At 69.5% G+C, this 22,783-nt stretch carries 12 protein-coding genes; 4 read left to right on the top strand and 8 right to left on the bottom strand.

Translation table 11 applies throughout. The features are described from left to right. Positions 1-53: 53 nt before the first annotated feature. The 5 genes from AB0O48_RS10490 to AB0O48_RS10470 all read right to left on the bottom strand — a co-directional run bounded on the left by AB0O48_RS10490 (position 54) and on the right by AB0O48_RS10470 (position 4,241). The gene (locus AB0O48_RS10490) at positions 54-773 is read right to left on the bottom strand and encodes a response regulator transcription factor (protein ID WP_357245345.1); all 720 of its coding nucleotides are present in this window, start codon (positions 771-773) and stop codon (positions 54-56) included. Then, complete coding sequence (locus tag AB0O48_RS10485; RefSeq protein WP_357245343.1) at positions 770-2,104, bottom strand: sensor histidine kinase; 1,335 nt, start codon at positions 2,102-2,104, stop codon at positions 770-772. Before AB0O48_RS10485 ends, AB0O48_RS10490 begins: the two co-directional genes overlap by 4 nt. Positions 2,105-2,227: 123 nt before the next feature. Beyond that, a complete protein-coding gene (locus AB0O48_RS10480; RefSeq protein WP_357245341.1) occupies positions 2,228-3,175 on the bottom strand; it encodes a permease prefix domain 1-containing protein in 948 nt (315 codons plus the stop codon). Then, positions 3,172-3,513: a PadR family transcriptional regulator gene (locus tag AB0O48_RS10475; protein ID WP_357245339.1), complete on the bottom strand. Its 342-nt coding sequence runs from the start codon at positions 3,511-3,513 to the stop codon at positions 3,172-3,174. Before AB0O48_RS10475 ends, AB0O48_RS10480 begins: the two co-directional genes overlap by 4 nt. A 128-nt stretch (positions 3,514-3,641) precedes the next feature. Then, complete coding sequence (locus AB0O48_RS10470; RefSeq protein WP_365064646.1) at positions 3,642-4,241, bottom strand: hypothetical protein; 600 nt, start codon at positions 4,239-4,241, stop codon at positions 3,642-3,644. Positions 4,242-4,361: 120 nt separating this feature from the next. Between AB0O48_RS10470 and AB0O48_RS10465 the strand changes: the two genes are divergently transcribed. Next, the gene (locus tag AB0O48_RS10465; RefSeq protein WP_365064643.1) at positions 4,362-5,735 is read left to right on the top strand and encodes a serine/threonine-protein kinase; all 1,374 of its coding nucleotides are present in this window, start codon (positions 4,362-4,364) and stop codon (positions 5,733-5,735) included. A gap of 5 nt (positions 5,736-5,740) precedes the next feature. Here the strand turns inward: AB0O48_RS10465 and AB0O48_RS10460 are convergent, their stop codons facing one another. The 3 genes from AB0O48_RS10460 to AB0O48_RS10450 all read right to left on the bottom strand — a co-directional run bounded on the left by AB0O48_RS10460 (position 5,741) and on the right by AB0O48_RS10450 (position 7,559). Beyond that, positions 5,741-6,313 carry a hypothetical protein gene (locus tag AB0O48_RS10460; RefSeq protein ID WP_365064640.1) on the bottom strand — a complete coding sequence of 191 codons (573 nt, stop codon included), beginning with the start codon at positions 6,311-6,313 and terminating at the stop codon, positions 5,741-5,743. Then, positions 6,310-6,849 (bottom strand): RNA polymerase sigma factor, encoded by a 540-nt coding sequence (locus tag AB0O48_RS10455; RefSeq protein ID WP_365064637.1) that lies wholly within the window; start codon positions 6,847-6,849, stop codon positions 6,310-6,312. Before AB0O48_RS10455 ends, AB0O48_RS10460 begins: the two co-directional genes overlap by 4 nt. Before the next feature lie 89 nt (positions 6,850-6,938). Beyond that, a complete protein-coding gene (locus AB0O48_RS10450) occupies positions 6,939-7,559 on the bottom strand; it encodes an L-threonylcarbamoyladenylate synthase (RefSeq protein ID WP_357245328.1) in 621 nt (206 codons plus the stop codon). A gap of 1,166 nt (positions 7,560-8,725) precedes the next feature. On the opposite strand from AB0O48_RS10450, the gene AB0O48_RS10445 reads away from it, so the two are divergent. The 3 genes from AB0O48_RS10445 (at position 8,726) to AB0O48_RS10435 (ending at position 22,778) form a co-directional block, all read left to right on the top strand. Continuing rightward, positions 8,726-12,010, top strand: coding sequence for a LamG domain-containing protein (locus AB0O48_RS10445; RefSeq protein ID WP_365064633.1), 3,285 nt, complete (start codon positions 8,726-8,728; stop codon positions 12,008-12,010). Positions 12,011-12,381: 371 nt separating this feature from the next. After that, positions 12,382-15,642 carry a LamG-like jellyroll fold domain-containing protein gene (locus AB0O48_RS10440; protein ID WP_365064630.1) on the top strand — a complete coding sequence of 1,087 codons (3,261 nt, stop codon included), beginning with the start codon at positions 12,382-12,384 and terminating at the stop codon, positions 15,640-15,642. A 113-nt stretch (positions 15,643-15,755) separates the two neighbouring features. Continuing rightward, positions 15,756-22,778: an RHS repeat-associated core domain-containing protein gene (locus tag AB0O48_RS10435; RefSeq protein ID WP_365064627.1), complete on the top strand. Its 7,023-nt coding sequence runs from the start codon at positions 15,756-15,758 to the stop codon at positions 22,776-22,778. Positions 22,779-22,783: the final 5 nt, after the last annotated feature.

The raw sequence follows: 22,783 nt of genomic DNA, 5'->3' as shown, positions 1-22,783 counted from the left end.
CCCGCCGTCCGCCCGGTGGGTGAGCGGGCGGTCCGTCGCGCGGCGGATGGCGGTCACCCGCCGGGCCGGACCACCCCGTTCTCGTACGCGAACACCACCGCCTGCACCCGGTCGCGCAGGCCGAGTTTGGCCAGCACCCGACTGACGTGGGTCTTCACGGTCGCCTCGCCCAGGTGGATGGCAGCGGCGATCTCCGCGTTGCTCGATCCGGCGGCGAGCAGCACCAGCACCTCCCGTTCCCGTGGGGTCAGCCCGGCCAGCGCGGCGTCCGCCTCCGGCCCCCGGTGGGCGGTGCCCGCCGGGTCTCCCGGACGGGCGAACGTGGAGATCACCCGGCGGGTGATCTCCGGGGCGAGCAGGCCGTCGCCCCTGGCCAGCACCTGGATCGCCTCGATCAGCTCCTCCGGTGTGCCGTTCTTCAACAGGAAACCGCTGGCCCCGGCACGCAGCGCGGCGAACAGGTAGTCGTCGCGGTCGAAGGTCGTGAGGATCAGCACGGCCGGCCCACCGGGTCCGTCGGCGGTGATCTGCCGGGTGGCCTCCAGGCCGTCCATCCCGGGCATCTCCACGTCCATGAGTACGACGTCGGGGCGGGTGGCCCGGGTCATGGCGACGGCCCGTTCGCCGTCGGCGGCCTCGCCGACCACCTCGATGTCGTCCTCCACCTCCAGGATGACCCGGAAGCCGGTGCGGACGAGGTGCTGGTCGTCGGCGAGCAGCACCCGGATGGTCCGATCCGGTCCCGACCTCTCGTGGGCTGGCGCGGCACTCATGCCGTCACCTCCGTGTCGACGGCCGGCTGGTGTTCGTCGTGCGGCTCCCGCTGCGCGCCGACCGGTGGGTCGGTCGCCGCCAGCGGGAAGCGGGCGCGTACCCGCCATCCGCCGCCGGCACGCGGTCCGGCCTCCAGGTCGCCGTCGTGCGCGGTGACCCGTTCGCGCATCCCGATCAGGCCCAGCCCGACGGCGTCGACCCGGCCGCCGGCTCGCCCGTTGTCGGTCACGTCGACCTCCACCTCCCGGGCCAGGTAGCGGACCCGCACGTCCAGCAGGTCCGCACCGGCGTGCTTCAGGGTGTTGGTCACCGCCTCCTGCGTCACCCGATACAGCGCCTGCGATACCGATTCGGGCAGCGCGACCGGGTCGCCGTACACCCCGAGGGTTGCCGTCAGGCCCGCGGCCCGAGCCCGCTCGACCAGCTCACCGATCCGGTCGACGTCGCCGCCGGCCGGCGGCGCGGCGTCGGCCGTGCCGGTGGTCCGCAGCACCCCCAGCATCCGGCGTAGCTCGTCGACCGCGGTGCGGGCGCTCTGCTCGATGGCGGTGAGCGCGGTGCGGGCCTTGGCGGGGTCACGGTCGAACACCCGGCGGCAGGCGGACGCCTGCACTCCCATCACCGACACGTGGTGGGCGACCACGTCGTGCAGTTCCCGGGCGATCCGGACCCGTTCGCCGAGCACCGCCCGTTCCCGGGACTCGGTCTGCGACCGGCGCAGGTCCTCGGCCTGGGTCCGCAGCTCGTGTTCGCGACGAGCGGCCACCCAGGCGGTCTCACCGAAGAAGTACGCGAAGCCGAAGACCAGCACGTTGAGCAGGACACCGGTGACCATCGCGGCGAGCACGGGTGGCACCGGCCCGGCCGCGTCGTCGAAGGCCCCGGGTGGAATCTGGTCGATCGTGATCGCGTAGTAGATCCCCAGCCAGGCGAACATCGTGGTGATCACGCCGATGCGCAGCCGCCGGGCGAGGCGACGGTCCTGCCCCCAGGCGCCGACGGTGTAGAGGGCGCAGAACAACGCCCAGGAGGAGAACTGGGTCTCCGGGGCCGATCGGGCCTGCGCGGCGATGAACCCCACCGAGACGATCAGCAGGGTCGTCACCGGCCAGCGCCGCCGCCAGATCAGCGGCACCGTCACCGCGACGGTCCAGAACAGTTGCTCCGCCCCGGACGGCGGCGAGCCCAGCAGGAACGCCCCGGTGCTGTGGGCCAGGGTGAGGCTGACCAGCGCCAGCACGGTCATCCCCAGGCCGAGCCACAGGTCCTTGCGGCGCTGCTGGGTGGTCGGACCCGGTCGGCGCCATTCGTCTCGCGGTGCCACGGTCATCCGGGAACGATGCCACGTCGCCCGCCACGCCCGTCCAGTGGGCGGACCGGTGCCGTCGGACCCGGGCCACGGGCGGCGGCCCGACGCGAGGTACGCGCCGGGCCGCCGGAGATGGGCTCTCACTCACGCCGTCTGACGGCGCGTCTTCAGAGCGGTGTCGATCAGGTCCCAGACCAGGATCGCCGCCGTGCCCACCGCGATGGCGACCCCGATGGTGTTGCGGTTGTCCGCGTCCGCCAGCCAGCTCAGCCGCTCGCCGAGGGCGGGGTTGAGCAGCCGGTCGGACAGCGCCAGCGATACCACCGGCACCGAGAACGCGAGGTTGACAAGCGCCTTGGTCCCGAACAGCGCCCAGGTCCAATGCCCGATCCGGTACTTGACGATCTCGAACACCAGGCTGCCGAGCAGGACGACGATCAGTGCCGGCAGCCAGAAGGACCACAGCGCCGGGTCGAGGACCGGGATGTTGTCGCCGTCGGTGTCGCGGACCCAGGAGTGGTAGTGCTGCAACGGCAGGTAACCGATCGTGGCCACCAGAAAGACCGCCGACGCGATGGTGTCGGCGAGGGACACGTCACGGTGCGCCGGGACGTCGGGCAGTTGGTCGACAGTCCACTCCGGCACGTGCACGGCCGTCTGGGTGCGCTCGATGATGGCGAAGGTCAGGGTGAGCCAGAAGGCGATCTGCACGGCCACCTGCATGGCCACGACGATGCCCGGCCCGATGGCCCCGAAACCCTTTCCTTCGGCCGCGTCGACCACGGTGACGATCGTGCCGACGAGCGCCGGGATGAAGCTGAGCAGCAGCTTCAACAGCCGCAGCCAGAGCAGGTAGTAGGTCGGGCCGATCAGCTGGAGCCGACGGTCGGCGTACCGGGCGGCCAGCACGTCCGGGTTGCCCAGCTCGGTGAGCACCGCCCGCTCGGCGGTGACCGGGTCCGCGCCACCGTCGGTCCGGCCCTCGATCATGTCGTCGATGGAGGCCCGCAGCTCGGTGGCGATCTCGTCACGACGCGGGGCGGGCACCGAGCGCAGGGTGGCGGCGAGGTAGCGGTTGGTCAGGGTGTTCATCGGTCCACTCCTTGGATCAGCCCGGTGATGGAGGCCTGCACGGCGGCGAGGTCGTCGAGCAGCCGGTTCAGCATCGACTCGCCCTCGTCGCTGGTTCGGTAGAACTTGCGCGGTCGGCTCTCCTCGGTGTTCCACTCGCTGGTCAGCAGCCCCTGGTCCTCCAGGCGGCGCAGCAGCGGGTAGAGCGTGTTGGCGTCCACCGGGAAGCCGTGGTCGGTGAGCCGTTGCAGCAGTGCGTAGCCGTAGTCCGGTCGGCGCAGCGCGACCAGGCTGGCCACCACGACGGTGCCTCGACGCAACTCCTGTAGGTGCGTCCGTAGAACGTCCTCGCTAACCATGTGTCACACCATACTGTGTGCCACACAGTGTTGTCTACCGGGACATCATCGTGTCGCTCGCAGACTGGTGTGCCGGGCAGCACGCGGGGCGCCCGGCAGAAACCGGGCGCCCCGACGGTTGACGCAGTTCAGCAGGCCGGACCCGCCCGGAAGTTCCGCTCGACGAAGCTGGCCGGACCGACCTGGAAGTAGCCCACGCCCGGCCGGATCGGGTGCCCGGTGAATAGCTCCACCCGCGAGCCGACCCGCACGAGGTACGCCTCGGCGGCCCCCGCGTCGTTGCGGATCAACGAACCCCGCCGGCCGTAGATCGCCTCCAACTCGTCGAACGACATACCGACCGTGGCGCCGGCGGGAGACTGCGGCGGTGCGGTGGCCGTACCGACCTCCACCAGTCGCCCGTCGCGGAAGGCCAGCACGAACACGCCGGCCCAGGAACCGGTCGATCCCGCGTGCACCACCCCGCCGCAGGCAGGAGCGGTCCAGCCGATGTGCCCGTTCGCGGTCAGCGTGCTCAGGCTGGCGCCGATCCGGTACACACCGGCGCCGGCGACGCTGAGCACCTGCGGGTGGCTGTGCTCGACAGCGGCGGCGAGCGGGCCGCGCGCCGAGGCGGATGCGGTGCCGCCGGTCCGGGGCGCTGCCGCCGCCGGGCCGGCGACGGCCACCGGGACGAGCGTGCCGAACGCCAGCGCGGCGGTGGTGAGGAGGATCGTGGGACGGTTCATGGTGGCTCCTTCGGTGATGGGTCTCCTGCCCTGTTAGTCACCGCGCCGGGGCCAACGGTTCGTCGGGTTTGCGACCGACCCGGTCTACTCTCCAAGGAAACGCCGGCCGGGGGTGACGCGGTGACGGCTCCACTGCGGATCGGGCCCTACGCCATCGAGCGACTGCTCGGCGTCGGATCGTTCGCGACCGTCTGGCTGGGCTACGACCGGGCGCTCGACGCGCACGTGGCGATCAAGGTGCTGGCCGAGAACTGGAGCCACGACCTGCGGGTCCGGGAACGCTTCCGCGACGAGGCCCGGCTGCTGCGCCGGCTGGAGCACGAGCGGCTGATCCGGGTGCACGCCGTCGGTGAGTTGCCCGACGGCCGGCCGTACGCGGTCCTGGCCTGGGCGGACGGGGGGAGCCTGCGGGACCGCCTGGCCGCCGGTGAGATCCCCACGCCCACGGCGTTGCGGCTGCTCGGCGAGATCTGCGCGGGGGTTGCCGTGCTGCACCGGCACGGCGTCGTGCACCGTGATCTCACCCCGGGCAACATCCTGTTCCACTCCGCCGGTCCGGACGACCCCGACACCGAGAAGGTGCTGATCGCCGACCTCGGCCTGGCCAAGGCGCTCGCCGCCGCCTCCGGGCTGACCGCCCGAGCCGGTACCCCGGGTTACATGGCCCCCGAGCAGGACAACCCGGGGGCGGTGATCGACACCCGCGCCGACGTGTACGGGCTCGGCCGGCTCGGCATCCGGCTGCTGGGCGCCGACCCGCCCGGGTACGCCCCGGAGATCCGACTGCGGGCAGACGTGCCGCCAGCGGTCGCGGCGGTGCTCGCCCAGGCCACCGCCCACCACCCTGCCGACCGCTATCCCGACGCCGCGGCCCTGCACACCGCGCTGACCCGCGTGAGCGACCAGGTGGGGCTGGCTGTGGCGACCGGTCCCGTGCGCCGTCGGTACTGGCTGCTGCGGGTGGCCGGGGCCGCTGTCGTGGCAGTCCTGGTGGGTGCGGTGGGTGCCGAGCCGGGTGGAGTCGGGTCGGCGCGGCCGGTCGGCGGCACGTACACGACCGGGCCGCTGACCGTGGTGTTGCCACCCGGCTGGTCCGCCACCGGGGCGACCTGGGCCGGTCAGTACGGTGCCGACGGCCAACCCGAACCGGCGCTGGTGATGTCACCCCAACCCCGCCGGTGGGCCGCCGACCCTCGTCTGCCCGGCGCGTTCGTGGGCCTCTCCGCCACCACGGCGGCACGCGCCACGCCGGCCGGGTTCCTGGCCGAGCGCACCCACGGTGACTGCGCGCCCGCGCCGTCCCGGCTCATCCGGCCGGCGGGTGTCGAGTGGACGGTGGTGGCGTACCGCTGCGACCGAGGTCGGCCGCAGATCATCGAGTCGGCCGCCACGCACCCGGGCCGGCCCGCCTTGGTGTACGTGCAGATAAGCCCGCCCGCGGGCAGCGGACCCGACTTCGTGGACACCCTGCTCGCTGGCGTACGCCTGCGGTAGGCGCGCTAGCGGACCACCACGGTGATGGTGTGCTCCCGGCCGTCCTTGGGGATCGTCACAGCGACGGTGCCGGGGCGGACGAAGCGGATGTCCACCACGCCCGCCTCGTACTGCTGCGAGACCAACTCTGGACGGTCCACGGTGACGAGCCCCGGCCCGATGCCCTGGATCCGCAACACCGCACCGGTGGCGAAGCAGAGCGATCGCAGCAACTCGATCTCGGTCTCGGCGAGCGGCAGGTCGTAGCGGACCGCGCCCTGGCAGGCCGGCGTCGCGTCGACCGGCGGGGGAGTCGTGCGGGGCGTACCCCTTGTCCGGGTGGGTGCGGGCGGTGCCGGGACCGGGCGCGCGCTGGTCGGCGGCGGTCGCGTCGGCGACCCGGCGGTCGCGGGGGTCGCGGGGGTCGCGAGGGTCGTGGCGGGCATGGTGGTCGCGGCGGGGGTGGCGGGTGTCGGCGTCGAACGGCTCGGGCCCGGCGGTTGGACGGGCAGGGGCGAGACGGCGTCGGCGCCGCAGGCGGCGACCCCCGCGGTGGCCGCGAGGACGACGACGAGCCGGCGCAACGACGCCGCGTTCACTCGGCGCCGAGCCGTTGCCGGACCTGTCGGCGGGCCAGGTGCAGACGGGACTTCACGGTGCCCACCGGCATGTCGAGCAGGGCCGCGATCTCGGGATAACTCAGCCCGAGGACGTCGCGCAGGGCCACCACCTCGGCGAGGTCGGGATGGACCGAGTCGAAGGCGTCCAGCAGGTCGAGGCGGGTGCCCGCGACCACGCTGGTCCGCCGCGGGTCGGCCCGGTCGGGCAGCGGTACGCCGCCGGCCTCCAGCCGCCAGCGGCGGCGCAGCGTGCGGTAGGTCGAGCGGGACCGGTTGGCGGTCAGCCGGTGCAGCCAGGTGCGGAACGAGGAGCGCCCCTCGAACCGGGCGATGCCGTTGGCCAGCGCCAGCAGCGTGTCCTGGCAGGCCTCCTCGGCGTCCTCCCGGTTGGGCAGGAACCGGGCGCACAGCCGCAGCACCTCGGGGCGCACCGCCACCAGCAGGGCGTCCAGCGCCGCCGGGTCGCCGTGCGCGGCGGACCGGGCCAGGGCGTCGATGTCGTCCGCGTCGGGCATGCCGGGTGTCCAATGCTCGCCGGTGCCGATCCCCGAGCGTACGACCGGCGACACCGGCGTGGCCCGGTACGGTCCGGCACCCGACGCGTTTACTCGAAGCGCGACACGTCCCCGGCACCCCGACGCAGGATCTCCGGCTCGGGGCCGGACAGGTCGATCACGGTCGTCGGCTCCTTACCGCAGTCGCCGGCGTCGAGGACCGCGTCGAGCTGGTGGTCGAGCCGTTCCTTGATCTCCCACCCCTGGGTCATCGGCTCGTCGTCGCCGGGCAGGACCAGGGTGCTCGACACCAGTGGTTCGGCCAGCTCGGCCAGCAGCGCCTGGGTGACGGTGTGCCGGGGTACGCGGACACCGACGGTGCGCTTCTTCGGGTGCAACATCCGGCGCGGCACCTCCTTGGTGGCCGGCAGGATGAAGGTGTAGCTGCCCGGGGTGGACGCCTTCACCAGACGGAAGACCGAGTTGCTGATCTGCACGAACTGGCCGAGCTGCGCGAAGTCCCGGCAGACCAGCGTGAAGTGGTGCCGGTCGTCGAGGTGGCGGATCTGGCGGATCCGGTCCAGCCCGTCCGCGTTGCCCAGCTGGACGCCGAGCGCGTAGCAGGAGTCCGTCGGGTAGGCGACCAGCCCACCACCTCGGATCAGGTCGGCGACCTGGCCGATGATTCGGGGCTGGGGGTTCTCCGGGTGCACGTCGTAGTACCTCGCCATGCTGATGAGCCTAGGCGCTCCCACTCGCCGGCCCGGTCTGCGCCGTCACCTTGTCCGCGATCCTGGGCCAACGCGTATTCCTTGATCGGTAGGTGAACCGGAGCCGTCGGCCGGGGCGTCGATCGGGCGGTCTGGGCAGGTGCGCCGACGCCGTCGTGGTGGCCCGGGTTCGACTGAGAGGCAGGTGTGCCCGATGCTTGGTTGCTGGCGGAGCGGCGGATTAATTGTTGCGTGCGTAGCGGTGTCAAAGCTGTCAATAATGCGTCGAGTTGCTTCCGGGTAACGAATTGGTGCGCTCGGCCATTATCCGCAACAAGATCCGAGAATCGCGGAAAGTGACGGGCTCGCGACGCTTCCATCGCCCCCGGCCGGTCTTGTTGGTGGTAACGGTGGGTGCCGGCGGGCGGAAAGCGCCCTGTTCAGGCCCCTTTCAGGGATTACCCAAAGTAGCGCTGGGTGGTGCGTTTGACACAGCCCGTCAGCGGTCCTTACCTTCATCCCACTTGGAGGACGGGGGAGGACGTGCTGGGTAACGCTGTGCAGATAGCCATCTACCAGCGACTTAGGCGCACTGGTGATGATCAGGTCGGGCGGGATGTGAGCCGTCGGGCTTCGTCGTCAGCTAATGGGCGGACCGGCAAGCTGCCATTCCACTGAGTTTCTCGGCGGTGGTGCGCCCGGCTTTGGTCGGCCGCGTTGTCATTCGGAACGCCTCAATTCTGAAATGCTGTGGTCGGCTCGTGTCGAAAAGCTGCGCCCGCGCCGCCTCAGCCACGTAATCGTCTGACTGTTCCGACGCGCCGACCGGCGTCGTCGGCAGTCCAGCCGCCGTCGAAGGCGGCCTTTTCTTCGTGCCTCCACGCAATTTCTCCGTGGGTGAACCCTGCGGCGAGCCCTCATCACTTTTACTCAGGAGAATTCGAGTGCAAGAACCGCACACAGCCGCTGTCGCCCCTTGGCGCCGGCTGGGGATCACGGTGGTGGCCACCGCTTTGGCCATGTCCACCGTCTCCCTCCTGCCTCCGCCGGCCGGCGCGCAGGAACCCACCCCGCCGGGGGCCGACAGTGCGATCACCGGCCTCTCCGAGCCTGACGCGATCGCGGCTGCCGCGCGGTCGGGTCGAGCCGTCGAAGCGTCCCGGTCGAGGTCGGAGAGTTCCCGTGTGGTGGCGACGCCCCAGGGAACGCTGATCCTGGAGTCGTACGCCACTCCGCGCTGGACAAAGAAGCCCGATGGCGGTGGGTGGCGGGACATCGACACCCACCTGCGGCAGAACGCGGACGGGACGGTCGCCCCGGTGGCGACGTTGGCCGACGTGCGGTTCTCGGCGGGCGGTGCGGCTCCCGCGGTTCGCCTGCCGGTCGGCCCCGGCGAGGTCTCGCTGACGTGGCCGGGCGCGCTGCCGGCACCCCGGATCGAGGGCGACACCGCGATCTACGAGTCGGTGCTGCCGGAGGTGGACCTCCGGCTACGGGCGCTGGTCGACGGATTCACCTGGGTGCTGGTGGTGAGGTCACCGCAGGCGGCGGCGAACCCGGCCCTGGAAGCGTTGCGGTTCCGCCTCGACACGCCGGGGCTGACCAAGCGGGAGCGCGCCGGCGGGGGCTTCGAGGTCGTGGACGGCTCGGGCCAGCTCCGGCTCTCCGCCGGTAGCGCCCTGATGTGGGACTCCTCCGGTGTCACCTCATCGAAAGCGGCGGCGAAGGCGGGCGGCACGGCGTCGGCGCTTCAGGCGAACCGGGACGTCGTACGGTCGGCACCGGATCTGGCGCGCAAGGCGGAGCTGCCGGCGAGGATCCAGGGCAGCGATCTCGTGATCCGGCCGGATCTGTCGCTGCTGCGCAACAAGAACGCCGTGTTCCCCGTCGTGATCGACCCGTGGTCGACGATCAACAAGCTGCGCTGGGGTTACACCGGTTCGGAGAACGCGACCCGGGACGACGGCGTCGCTCGGGTCGGAGCCGATCCAGCAGGCAGTGGAACCTTCCGATCCTTCTTCGCCTTCAACCTCTCCTCCCTCGCGGGGAAGACCGTCCGGTCGGCGAAGTTCCTGACCGAGATGACCCACTCCTGGGACTGCGCGAACACGCCGGTCAACCTCTGGCGGTCGGCCGACCTGACCAGCGCCGGCAAGCAGAGCTGGGACGGTCCCAACCTGGCGCTGTGGCTGGAGGAGCGGTCCGGGCACGCGCACAAGCCGTCGGGCGGGGCGGGCTGCTCCAACGATCCGCAGCCGGACCTGCCCATGGAGTTCTCGGGCAGCAAGCTGGGCACGGACGTGTCCGCCGCGCGCGGCGAGAGCAACTACACGCTGGCCCTGTCCACCCGGCAGTCGGACGGTTCCTCGGAGTCGACGAGCAACTGGTGGAAGAAGTTCGACCCGGGTGTCACCAAGCTGTCGGTCGAGTACAACACCAACCCGAACACGCCCACCGCGGCCCAGTTGTCGACGCACGCCGACTTCACCGCCCCCGCGCAGGCCTGCGTCACGGGAACCTCGCGGCCCATGGTGCGCTCGGACTATCCGTGGCTGAAGGCGATCCTCACCGATCCCGATGGCAGCAACGGCGGGTCGCTGAGTGGGGCCTTCACCCTGCAGAAGCTGGTCAGTGGGGCCTGGACCGGCGTGTCCGGTTGGCCGAAGACGGATTCCGGCGTGGCCACGGGGGCGAGGGCGGAGGTGCAGCTGACCACCAAGACCGCCGACGGTGAGGTCTACCGGTGGCAGGTGCAGACCAAGGACACCCTCGGGGGCGCGTCCCTGGGCTCACCGTGGTGCGAGTTCTACATCGACTATTCGGCCCCGGCACAGAAGCCCAAGGTGACGGTGGCCGGTGACGTCCCCTACCTCGAGTCGCCCCCCTTCGGCACCAACCAGGACTTCCACGGGTCGATCGGCCTGTCCGGCAAGTTCACCCTCTCCGCGAACGGTGTCGCCGACGTCTACGACTACGTCTACCAGCTCCAGGGCGGACAGCAGATGACGGTGAGGGCGGCCACGCTGGGCGGCCAGGCCGAGGTGTGGGTGACGCCGAAGGTAATGGGCGAGAACGTGCTCAGCGTGCGCAGTCGGGACCAGGCCGGCAACTCGTCGGCCCCCTACGACTACACGTTCCTGGTCGACAACTACTCGGCGCCGAAGGCCATCTGGAAGATGGACGAGGGGGCGGGCACCACGGCCGCCACCACCCCGGCAGGTGGCCCCAACCTCACCCTCACCAGCAATGTGGGCTGGACGGGAAGTTGGACGTACGGCACCCGGAAGAACACGACACCCGATCGCGCGTTGGGTTTCGGTACCAACAAGGGCTGGGCGGCGACCTCAACGGCACCTCCGATCGATTCGTCGCGCAGCTTCAGCGTGGCGGCGTGGGCGCGCATCACCAGCACGAGCACCTTCGGTTCGGTGGTGGCCGTGAGCGGCACCAACAACGGCGCCTGGCAGTTGCAGCGGGACAAGGGCGGCAGTTGGTACTTCCACACCTTCTCCGGCGACAGCCCCACCCACACCCGTACCTCGGTCGTCTCGAAGGAATGGGCGCCGATCGGCACCTGGCAGCACATCGCCGGGGTGTACGACGCAGGCGCGAAGGAGATCCGGATCTTCGTCAACGGTGAGAAGGTCGGCACCCAGCCGTTGAGTTCCCTCTGGAAGTCCACCGGCATCATGCAGATCGGCCGGGTGCGCTACAACGCCGTCGAGGGCAACTACTTCGACGGCGACATCGACGACGTCCGGCTGTGGGACCGGGTCGTCGACGAGAGGGACCTCGAGGAGATCGTCACGCCCAAACTCACCGGCGAGTGGCTCCTGGATGACCCGGACCTGGCCACGATCCAGCAGCAGGGCGACTCCTCGGGCTACAACCGGCCGGTCGGCCTCACCGCTGCCCCGAGCGCGACCGTCTGTGAGAACGCCGGCCCGAACGGCGCCTACGCACTCTGCCTGGACGGGATCAGCGGCACCGCGAAGACGCAGGGTCAGGTGCTGCGCACCGAGGGGTCGTGGACCGTCTCGGCGTGGGTGAAGCCGTCGGCGTTCACCGGCTTCCACACGGTGGTCTCCCAGTGCGGGACGTTGCGCTGTGCCTTCTACCTGCAACGCCAGGCCGGGTCCACGCCAGGTTGGGCCATCGTGGTGCCGGACCGGGACCAATCCGAGCCGAACGTTGCCTACACCACGGTCAAGTGGAGCGGCACGCCGGTCCTCAACCAGGGGGTCCACCTCGCCGCGACCTACGAGTCGGGCACCAGGACGCTCAGGCTCTACGTCGACGGTGCTCTCGTCGGTGAGAAGAAGACCATCCCGCCGCCCTTCGCCACCACCGGGTCGCTTCGCATCGGCTCGTCCGACTCCGGGGACTACGTGAAGGGCGCCATCAGCCGGGTCAGGGTGTGGCAGGGCGCCCTCTCCTCTGCGGAGATCCTCTCCCTCGCCAATGAGGTGTAGCGCTCCCTGAATGAAACCGCTCCGGGGCCGGCGGCCTGCCCGCCGGCCCCGGAACAGGCCCCTCGTCATCCCCCTGAACCGCAGAACAGGAGTCCGCAGTGACCTTCTCTCGTGCGCATATCCGCACCCGTTCGCGAAAATGGGGGTACGCACTCCTGGCGGCGGCGATCGCCGTGGCTGGCGTCGCCTCCGCTCCGCATCGGGTGCGAGCCGAACCGGCGGAACCCGGGCCTGATGCTCGCCCGACGACCGCCGCACTGTCCGAAGCCGAGGCTCTCGCCGCCGCGAAACGATCCGGTCGCGCCGTCGAGGTCACGACGCTGAAGTCGGAGAACTCCCGTGTCCTGGCATCCCCGAAGGGGTCCCTGGTCATGGAGTCGTACCCCGTTCCGCAGTGGGTGAACCGGCGGGACGGAGGTGGCTGGCGGACCATCGACACGTCGCTGGTGACGGGGGCGGACGGGTCTGTCGCGCCGGTGGCGACGGTGGCGGACGTGTCGTTCTCCGCTGGCGGCACCGCCGCGGTCGTGCGCCTTCCGGTCGAGGGTGGGGAGGTGTCCCTCTCCTGGCCCAGCACTTTGCCCGCCCCCCGTCTTGAGGGCGACACGGCGATCTACGAGTCGGTGTTACCTGACGTCGACCTGCGGATGCGTGCGCTGCGCGACGGGTTCAGCTGGGTGCTCGTGGTGAAGTCGGCAAGCGCGGCGACGAACCCCGCGTTGGAGACTCTGCGGTTCCGCCTCGACACCCCCGGTCTGTCCAGCAGAGCGCGCGCCGGCGGCGGCTTCCAGGTCGTCAACGGCGCGGGACGGGAAGTCCTCTCCGCCGGGAACGCGTTGATGTGGGACTCGTCCGGCCTCACGACGACGGCCCAGGCGAAGAGCAGCAAGGCATTGTCGGCCTTCGCGGCCCAGGAGAAGCGCGACGCGCTGCGGATGGTGCCGGACCGGGCGCGCACGGCCGAGTTGGCGACCGACGTGCGGGACGGTGACCTCGTCATCCGTCCGGATCTCACGCTGCTCCGTGGCCCGAAGACCGCGTATCCGGTGGCCATCGACCCGTGGACGACGGTCAACAAGGCGCTGTGGGGATACGCCGGCTCGACGGACGCGACCCGCGACGACGGGGTGGCCCGGGTGGGCAGGAACCCGGACGGTTCCGGGAACTTCCGCTCGTTCTTCCGGTTCAACCTCTCGGCGCTGTCGGGCAAGACGATCCGCTCGGCCAAGTTCCTGACCGAGATGACCCACTCCTGGTCGTGTGCCTCCACGCCGGTGAACCTCTACCGGACCGCCGAGCTGGGCAGCTCCGGCAAGCAGACGTGGGACGGCAGCCCGAAGCTCATCACCTGGTTGGAGGAGCGGTCCGGGCACGCGCACAAGCCGCCGGCCGCGCCGAACTGCTCGAACGACCCGCAGCCGGACCTGCCGATGGAGTTCGCCAAGCTGAAGGACGACGTTTCCAGCAACCGCGGGAATGCCAAATACACCCTCGCCCTGGCCGCCCGACAGGCCGACGGTACGTCGGAATCCGAGTCGACCTGGTGGAAGAAGTTCGACCCGGCGATGACCAAGCTGTCGGTCGAGTACAACAGCAACCCGAACACCCCGACGGCGGCCCAGTTGTCCACCCACGCCGACTACACCGCCGGGGCACAGGCGTGCGTGAGCGGCGCGACCCGCCCGATGGTGCGGTCGGACTACCCGTGGTTGAAGGCGACCCTGAGCGATCCCGACGGCAGTAACGGCGGCAGCCTGTCCGGCGTGTTCACCCTGCAGAAGCAGGTGAACGGCACCTGGACCACGGCGACCGGCTTTCCCAAGACCGATGCCGGGGTCGCACCGGGGGCCAGGGCCGAGGTGCAGCTGACCACCAAGACCGCAAGCGGCGACGTGTACCGGTGGCAGGTGCAGACCAAGGACGGCCTCGATGGCATCTCGGGCCTGTCGCCCTGGTGCGAGTTCTACGTCGACTACGCCGCGCCCACGTCGAAGCCGAAGGTGACGCCGGAAGACGCTCTCTACCTGGAGTCGCCGCCGCTGGGCACGAACCAGGACGTGCGCGGCTCGGTCGGCTACTCCGGACGGTTCACCTTCTCCGCCAACGGCGCCGCCGACGTCTACGACTACCTCTACCGGGTCGATGGCGGCGCGGAGCAGGTGGTGCGGGCAGCGACGCTGGGTGGCACGGCCACGGTCTGGGTCACCCCGAACTCGATCGGCGAGAACGTGCTGAGCGTCAAGAGCCGCGACCAGGCCGGCAACACCACCGAGGCGTACGACTACGTCTTCCTCGTCGACAGCCCCTCGGCACCGAGGGCACACTGGGCGATCGACGAGGGCACCGGCACCACCCTGACGAACCGGATCGACGGCGGGCAGTCCGCCACCCTGACCCCCAACCCCTCCTGGTCCGACTCCCGCCTGCGCGGTACGCACAAGAACCGGGGCAAGGACTGGGCGGTCAAGTTCCGCGGCGCCTCGGACTACGCAGGCACCTCCAGTGCGGTGGTCGACACCGCGCGCAGTTTCTCGATCTCTGCCTGGGTTCGCGCCGACGCGGTCGGCGGAGTCGTCGTGTCGCAGCCGGGCACCAAGAAGAGCCCCTTTGAGCTGCAGTATTTCCCGGCGAAGGAACGCTGGTGCTTCGTCACCTACGTGGCGGACCTCTCGAACGCGGGCGCGACGGCAGCCCCCGCCTGCACGGCCGAACCCGTTCAGGTCGGAGTCTGGGTGCACCTGACCGGCGTGTACGACGCCGGCTCGGCCAACCAGCTGTCCCTCTACGTGAACGGGGTCCGCAAGGGCACCGGATCCACCGCGCCGGTGTGGTCCTCCGGCGGTCCGCTGCTGATCGGCGTCGCCCGCGCCGGCATCCTCACCGGCTGGTTCAACGGCCTGGTCAGCGAGGTCCGGATCTGGGACCGCGTCGTGGACCCGGAAATCGATCTTCGACCGCTGGTCGAGCCCGTGCTGGTGGGCCAGTGGGAGATGGAGGACTTCGACTACGACGCGCCACGACAGGAGGCGGACGGCTCCGGCTACCAGCGCCCCCTCACGCTGACCAACGCTCCCGCGGCCGACTGGTCGGCCAACGCCGGCTACAACTTCTCCAGCGGTCTGGCCGTGGACGGAGTTTCGGGCCACGCGGCTACCGACGCTCCGGTCCTGCGCACCGACCAGTCGTACACGGTGTCCGGGTGGGCGCGCTGGAATGGTGGGGCCGGCCCGCGCACGGTGTTCGCCCAGGATGGCGGCCAGATCTCCGGCTTCTTCCTGACGTGTCGAAACGACCCGACCGGCCGTCCCAAGTGGTCACTGATGAACCGGACGGCCGACTCGACGTCGAGCTCCTCCCGAACGGTCTACGGCAGCGACTGCGTCGCGAACAACTGGGCCCATCTCACCGCCGTGCAGGACGTCACGGCCCAGAAACTCAGCCTCTACGTCAACGGCCAACTGTCCGGCGCCGTCAGTGTCCCGGCGCCGTGGAGCGCCGAGGGCGCCTTCACCGTCGGCCGCGGGAAGTACGTGGTGCTCGCGGACCACTTCCCGGGCGACATCGACCGGGTCCGTGCCTGGCAGGGCGCCCTCTCCGACGCCGACATCGCGGCGTTGTTCGCGGAGGCGTAACCGCAGCCGGTGGGTCGGGGTGCCGTGGCGTCGCCGCCATCCCGACCCACCCCCTCGTCCACCACGCCGCACAACCCCCTGGCGGCGTGTTGTCACCCCCTGGAAAGGAAACGATGAACACGGTCAGATCCAGTCGATCACGCCGCCCCTGGCGGCCCAGACCGACATTCGGCGCCGCGGATGCGAAGGGCCGGAAGATCATCGCTGCCGGCCTGCTCGCGGTGCTCGCCAGCACGCTCATCGGGCAGGTGCCCGCACAGGCACAGCAGGTCGCGGAGGCCAAGCGGCTCGAGGCGCAGCGCTACGAATCCGTACCCGTGCAGCCCGTCAAGGCCACGAAGCCCGGCCCCGAGCCGGAGGAGGAGGCGGCCAAGGTCCGGCGCCCGGCGCCGGCGTGGCCGGCCGCCGGTGCCGCCGAGGTGAGCCTGCCCGCCGCCACGGGTGCCCGCACCACCGGGGACGCCGCAGCCGTCCGCGCCGGCGCACTGCCGGTGACGGTACGGCCGGTGACCACAGCGGCTTCCGCCCGGGCCGGGGCGACCCCACCGGGCAAGGTACGCGTCGAGGTGCTGCCGAGGGCAGAGGCGGAGGCGGCCGGTGTGCGCGGCGGTCTGCTGCTGCGCGTCGGGCGTACGGACGGGGAGACGTCGGCCGGTCCGGTCGAGGTGGGCGTGGACTACTCCGGGTTCGCCTCGGCGTACGGCGCGGACTGGTCGTCGCGCCTGCGCCTCGTGCAGGTGCCGGAGTGTGCCCTGACCACGCCCGGCACGAAGGGTTGTGAGCTGTCGCCGTTGGAGTCGCGCAACGATGTGCGAACCCAGACGGCATCAGCCTCGGTGGCGGCGGCGGCATTCAGGCCGGCGATGTCGACGACGGACGCGAAGCGACTGGGTCTGGGGTCCGCCACGGCCATGGCCGGCACCATGGTCGCCCTGGTCGCGGGCAGTCAGGGTGGTGCGGGCAACTACTCCGCCTCCAGTCTCGCTCCCGCCTCGTCCTGGGAGCACAGTGGCTCCACCGGCAGCTTCCAGTGGTCCTATCCGATGAGCGTGCCCCCTGGTCCGGGAGGTCCCTCTCCGAGCCTCGGCCTCTCCTACTCGTCGCAGTCGGTGGACGGTCGGCAGGCGGCGACGAACAACCAGCCCGGCGCCATCGGCGAAGGCTTCGACTACCAGCCGGGCTTCGTCGAGCGTCGGTACAAGACCTGCCTCGACGACATGGGCGGAAACGCCAACAACACCACCGAGACGAGCGATCTCTGCTGGGGTCCGGAGAACGCGGTTCTCTCCCTGGGCGGCTCGTCCATGGAACTGCTCAAGGACAGCGACGGGAGGTGGCACCCTCGCAAGGAGGACGGCTCGAAGATCGAGTTGTTGAAGTCGCCCGCCTACGGCAATGGCGACGACGACAACGAGTACTGGAAGGTCACCAGCGTCGACGGGACGCAGTACTGGTTCGGACGGCACCAACTGCCCGGTTGGAGCACCGACCGTCCGGTCACCAACTCCACCCTGACCGTGCCGGTGTTTGGCAACAACCCCAACGAACCGTGCCACGCCGCGAGCTTCGCGTCGTCCGACTGCGGCGGCAAGAAGCAGGCGTGGCGGTGGAATCTGGACTACGTCCAGGACGTCCACGGCAACACGATGTCTCTCTGGTGGACCAAGGAGACCAACTACTACGCCAAGAACCAGAACCGAACGTCACCCGTGTCGTACGACCGGGCGGGATACCTCACGAGAATCGACTACGGCACCGACAGCCGGGACGGCACCGAGTACTCCTCGACCAGCCCGTACGTCCAGAACGCCCCGGGTCGAGTGGAGTTCACAAACGTCGATCGGTGTCTGTCCAACTGCACCACGAAGGACGCCACCACCTGGCCCGATACTCCCTGGGACCAGGAGTGCACGGCGACGACCAACCCCTGCCTGTTCGGGGCTCCCACCTTCTGGTCGGCGAAGCGGACGACGGTGGTCACCACCAAGGCGTGGAAGGCCGCCACCTCGTCGTACCAGCCCGTTGACTCGTGGACGTTGCGACAGAGCTTCCCCGACCCGGGCGACGGCACCCGTGCCGGCCTCTGGTTGGACGGGATCACGCACCGGGGTCTCAACGGAACGACGGTGACGGCTCCGGAGGTCACCTTCAGCGGTAAGCAGATGCAGAACCGGGTCGACGCCACCGGTAGTGACTGGGCGCTCGCCATGAACTGGTGGCGTGTCAACTCCATCAGGTTGGAGACCGGCGGCGAGATCTACGTGACCTACAGCCCGCCGCAGTGCGCCAAGGGCGGCACGATGCCAACCGCCCTCGACAACAACGGCCTGCGCTGCTACCCGGTCAGGTGGATCCCGCAGGGCAAGGTCGACCCGCTCACCGACTACTTCCACAAGTACGTGGTGACCGAGGTCCAGCAGATCGACCACACCGGTGGCGCCCGCCCGCTGCGGACCGCCTACGAGTACGACACCAAGAGCCAGCCGCTGTGGCACTACGACGACGATGACGGGCTCAGCCCGGACGACCGGAAGACCTGGTCCCAGTGGCGGGGCTATCCCACGGTGATCACCTACATTGGCGAGGGTGCCGAGCGGGTCAAGTCCGAGACGCTCTACTTCCGCGGCATGTACGGCGACAAGCTCGCCGCCGGCGGCACTCGTACCACCCAGGTCGAAGGCCTGGAGGGTGGTAAGGCCAACGACTACGACCACTATTCGGGCACGCCACGGGAGCAGATCACCTGGCTCGGCTCGACGGTCCTCGCCGCCTCGGTCAACGAGATGTGGCGCTCTGACCCGCCGACCGCGACCCGCGCCGGAACGCCGGTCGCGGAGGCCCGCTACGCACGGGTCGCGGTTGTCAAGAGCCGTACCAAGACCGACACCGGAACTCGCCGGTCCACCACCACCACGACCTTCGACGGCTACGGCATGCCGACGAGCGTGCAGGATGGCGGCGACGACGCCACGACCGGCGACGAGGGGTGCGTGCAGACCGAGTACGCCCGCAACACCGCCGACTGGTTGTTGACCCCGGTCAAGCGGACGCACGGCTGGGCGGGGCCGTGTGCCACTGCCCCGACCGCGGAGAACCAGATCACCGCCGACACGAGGTTCAGCTTCGACTCACTCGGCTACGGCAGCGCCCCGACCGACGGTCTGATAACCGCGATTGAGACGATCAAGAGCTTCACCGGCGGCGTCCGTGGTTACCAGCAGGTCTCCACTGCCAAGTACGACGCCTTCGGCCGGGTCATCGAGTCCACGGACATCGCCGGTGAGAAGTCGACGACGGCATACACGCCGGCTACCGGCGGCCCGGTCACCAAGGTTGTCTCGACCAACCCGTTGCTCTGGACCGACACCGCCGAGATCGACCCGGCCACCGGGCTGACGATCAAGAGCACCGACGCCAACAGCCGGGTCACCGAGGTGGCCTACGACGCCATGGGGCGGACCACGGCGGTGTGGATCCCGGGACGGGACAGGGCGACCTTCCCGTTGGACCCGTCCTCCAGCTTCAGCTACGACCTGTCCAAGTCGGCACCCTCGTCGGTCACGTCCCGGTCGGTGAACGCCAGAGGCGGGTACAACACCTCGTACGAGCTGATGGACGCGCTCGGCCGTCCCCGGCAGACGCAGGAGGCCGGTTATGGTGGCGGTCGCATCCTGACCGACACCTTCTACGACGCGGCGGGCCGGATCTACAAGGCCAATGCCGCCTATCACAACAGCGCGGCACCGGGTACGACGCTCTACTCCGGGCTGGACCGGGACGTCCCGAGCCAGACCAGGACGCTGTTCGACGGTGCGGGCCGTCCCGCGCACTCGCTGCTGTTGGCGTCCGAGTCGAGCGTGCAGGTGGAGAAGGCGCGAACGTCGACCACCTTCCACGGCGATCACACGACCGTCGTGCCCTCGGCCGGTGAGTCGGCGACGACCGCGTGGACCGACCCGCACGGCCGGATGGAGAAGCTGTGGCAGTACCACGGCCGAACTGCGACCGGCACGTACGACGAGACCAAGTACACCTACCACCCGGTGGGCCAGTTGGCATCGGTGCAGGACGCCTCGGGCAACTCCTGGTCGTACACCTACGACATCCAGGGTCGAATGACCTCGTCGACGGACCCGGACGCCGGGACCACGACTCTCACCTACAACAGCCGGGGTGAGGTGGAGCAGACCAGCGATTCTCGGCCGACCACCCCTGACCTGTACTACACCTACGACCGTCTGGGTCGCCCGGAGACCGTCCGCGAGACCAGTCTGACGGGCCAGAAGCGCATCGAGAACACCTACGACCTGCCGCTCAAGGGTCTGACCAAGTCGTCTTCCCGCTGGATCGGCACGGACGAGTACCGCACCGAGACGGTCACCGTGGACGCCCTGTACCGGCCGACGCAGACCAAACTGACCCTGCCGCCCTCGCAGGCGAGCTTCTGTGGTGCCGCCGCTACCACCTGCAGTTTCACCGCAAAGGCCAGCTACCTGGCCGACGGTTCGCCCAATACGGTCACTCTTCCGGCGGTCGGTGGACTCGACCAGGAGGTGTTGACCTACAAGTACGACCAGACATACGCGATGGCCGACCAGTTGGCAACCAACTACGGCGACGTCAGCTACTACGCCATCCAGTCGGGCTATACCAACCTGTACGAGCTGAGCACTCTGACCCGGTCGACGGAGCTGACCGGGGCCAAGTTCGTGCAGACGACCGACCGTTACGACGAGGCCACCGGCCGGGTCAAGAGCAGCGCCATCCTCCGGTCGGCATCGCCCTCGTACATCGCCAACGTCTTCTACGACTACGACGAGAGCGGCAACCTTCTCAAGATCGACGACAACTCGGGTGCCCGGCCGCGGGACACCCAGTGCTTCACCTACGACCACCAGCGGCGGCTCACCGAGGCGTGGACTCCATCGTCCTCGAGCTGCAACAGCGCTCCGGCTGCGGAGTCTGAGCTGGGTGGTCCGGCGCCGTACTGGCAGAAGTGGTCGTTCGGCGCGCCGGACGACCCCAAGGGTCGGATCGGTAACCGGCTGACGCAGACCGAGCGGGGCACCCCGACCGGCACGGTGACCACCAGCTACTCGTACCCCGCCGCGAAAGCTGCCCAGCCGCACCGTCTGGACGGCTGGAGCAGGACCGACAACGCGGGCACGACCACCGGTTCCTACACCTACGACGAGGCCGGCAACACGAAGACGCGGCCCGGCCCGGCTGGCCAGCAGGCGTTGGCCTGGGACGTCGAGGGGCGGTTGGCGACGCTCACCGACAGCGCCGGCACGAACTCCTACATCTACGACGCTTCCGGCAACCGGCTCATCGCCAAGGATGCGACCGGCAGCACGCTGTTCCTCGGAGACCAGGAGCTGCGGCGCAACAACAACGGCCAGCTCGACGCCACCCGGTACTACTCCTTCAACGGTGAGGCGATCGCCCAGCGGAAGACCACCGGGATCACCTGGCTCGCGAGCGACCACCAGGGGACAGCGCAGGTCAGCGTTGCCACGGACGCCAACCAGACGATCACCCAACGGCGGCAGACACCGTACGGGGCGTCGCGTGGCGCGGCGGTCTCGTGGCCGAACAAGCAGGGTTTCCTGGGCGGTTACCAGGACCCGACGGGGCTGACCCACCTGGGTGCCCGAGAGTACGACCCGACGGCTGGTCGGTTCATCTCGGTCGACCCCGTCAACGATCCCGGTAATCCACAGCAGATGCCGGCCTATACGTACGCGGCGAACAACCCGACCACGTACAGCGATCCCAGTGGCAGGATCATCGCCGAATACGCCGGAGTCGACGTCCCCACTACTCCGGGGTGGAACTACGACTGCGCCCACGGCATCAGTGGATACCAGTGCCAGCAGATCATCGAGGGTGGGGAGAAGCCGCTCTCGACCCGCCGCGACAAGGGCATGTTCAACAACAAGGTCATCCACGACACGCTGGATGGCGCCGCGGTTATTCCTGGTCTGGGATCCGCAGCCGATGGCCTGAACACTGCCTTCTACATCTATGAAGAAGATTACGGCAGTGCCGCCGAGGCGTTGATGCCCGGCCCGTCGGTCTGCGCGGCAGCCCGGAACACGTGCAAGAAGGCGCGCAAGGAACTCGCCGACAAGGCCCAGAAGGCGATCGGTCGGGCGACCAAGGGCGGCACGCCGAAGATCAACCCGGCCCGGGAAGCCCAAGAGATGGCCCAGATCAAGGCCGAGGCACGGGCCAAGGACCTGTCGCCGAAACCGAAGCCGGCCACCCCGCCCGGTAAGAAGCCGGACCCGGGCACCAAGGGCAAGCCGAACAAGAACAGCAGTGGCACGACGACGAAGAAGGAGGGCTGCCTCCACAGCTTCGACCCGGCGACCCAGGTCCTCATGGCCGACGGGTCCGCTCGGCCGATCGCCGAGGTGGCCGAGGGCGACGAGGTCCTGGCGCATGACCCGGAGACGGGGGTCACCTCTGCCGAGTCGGTGGAGGCGCTGCACGTCAACCAGGACGAGGACCTGACGGACCTGTCCGTCCGGACCGAGGATGGCACGTTCACCACCCTCAAGACGACTCAGCACCACCCGTTCTGGAGCGAGAGTCGGCAGAAGTGGGTCGACGCCGCAGATCTCCAGCTGACGGAGTGGCTCAAGAGCGCATCGGGCGAGTTGGTGACCGTTGCGAAGGTGCTCAACTTCAGCGGCAGCAAGGTCATGCGTGACCTCACGGTCTCGAAAGTGCACACGTACTATGTGCTTGCAGGCATCACTCCGGTCCTTGTGCATAACTGTGATCCAATCGTCATCTACAGAACACCGAAGTCCGCCGACAAAGATTTCGAGTTGAAGCACGGTCCAAACCCGGAAATGCAGAACCAAGAGGGCAGTAACGGATATTTCTACCTCGGCGAAAAGAGCGTGGCGGCCGAGTATCAGGGCCGTGGTCCTTACGCACCCGGAATGATTAGGTACGAGATGGAAGCTTCATTCCTGGAAAGCTTCTTCGGTACTGGCAAACGTTATGACTGGCAGGGGCCCGGTGGTACCGCGCGTATCGAGTTCGAGATACCGTTCGGGCGACTCGAGGAATTCAATTCGCTTACTCGGGGCAGGACTTGGGTGCCCATGAAGAAAGAGTGACAGGC

The sequence above is a fragment of the Micromonospora sp. NPDC085948 genome (genome assembly GCF_040686315.1).
Lineage (GTDB): Bacteria > Actinomycetota > Actinomycetes > Mycobacteriales > Micromonosporaceae > Micromonospora.
The sequence above is the reverse complement of the archived record's forward strand: the minus strand, read 5'-3'. Positions and strand labels throughout refer to the sequence as shown.

Bases quoted from the DNA above. Each gene is read 5' to 3' on its own strand.
- AB0O48_RS10450 (WP_357245328.1), bottom strand. From the start codon at position 7,559: ATGGCGAGGTACTACGACGTGCACCCGGAGAACCCCCAGCCCCGAATC.
- AB0O48_RS10475 (WP_357245339.1), bottom strand. From the start codon at position 3,513: ATGGTTAGCGAGGACGTTCTACGGACGCACCTACAGGAGTTGCGTCGA.
- AB0O48_RS10470 (WP_365064646.1), bottom strand. From the start codon at position 4,241: ATGAACCGTCCCACGATCCTCCTCACCACCGCCGCGCTGGCGTTCGGC.
- AB0O48_RS10435 (WP_365064627.1), top strand. From the start codon at position 15,756: ATGAACACGGTCAGATCCAGTCGATCACGCCGCCCCTGGCGGCCCAGA.
- AB0O48_RS10455 (WP_365064637.1), bottom strand. From the start codon at position 6,849: ATGCCCGACGCGGACGACATCGACGCCCTGGCCCGGTCCGCCGCGCAC.
- AB0O48_RS10490 (WP_357245345.1), bottom strand. From the start codon at position 773: ATGAGTGCCGCGCCAGCCCACGAGAGGTCGGGACCGGATCGGACCATC.
- AB0O48_RS10485 (WP_357245343.1), bottom strand. From the start codon at position 2,104: ATGACCGTGGCACCGCGAGACGAATGGCGCCGACCGGGTCCGACCACC.
- AB0O48_RS10480 (WP_357245341.1), bottom strand. From the start codon at position 3,175: ATGAACACCCTGACCAACCGCTACCTCGCCGCCACCCTGCGCTCGGTG.
- AB0O48_RS10440 (WP_365064630.1), top strand. From the start codon at position 12,382: ATGGAGTCGTACCCCGTTCCGCAGTGGGTGAACCGGCGGGACGGAGGT.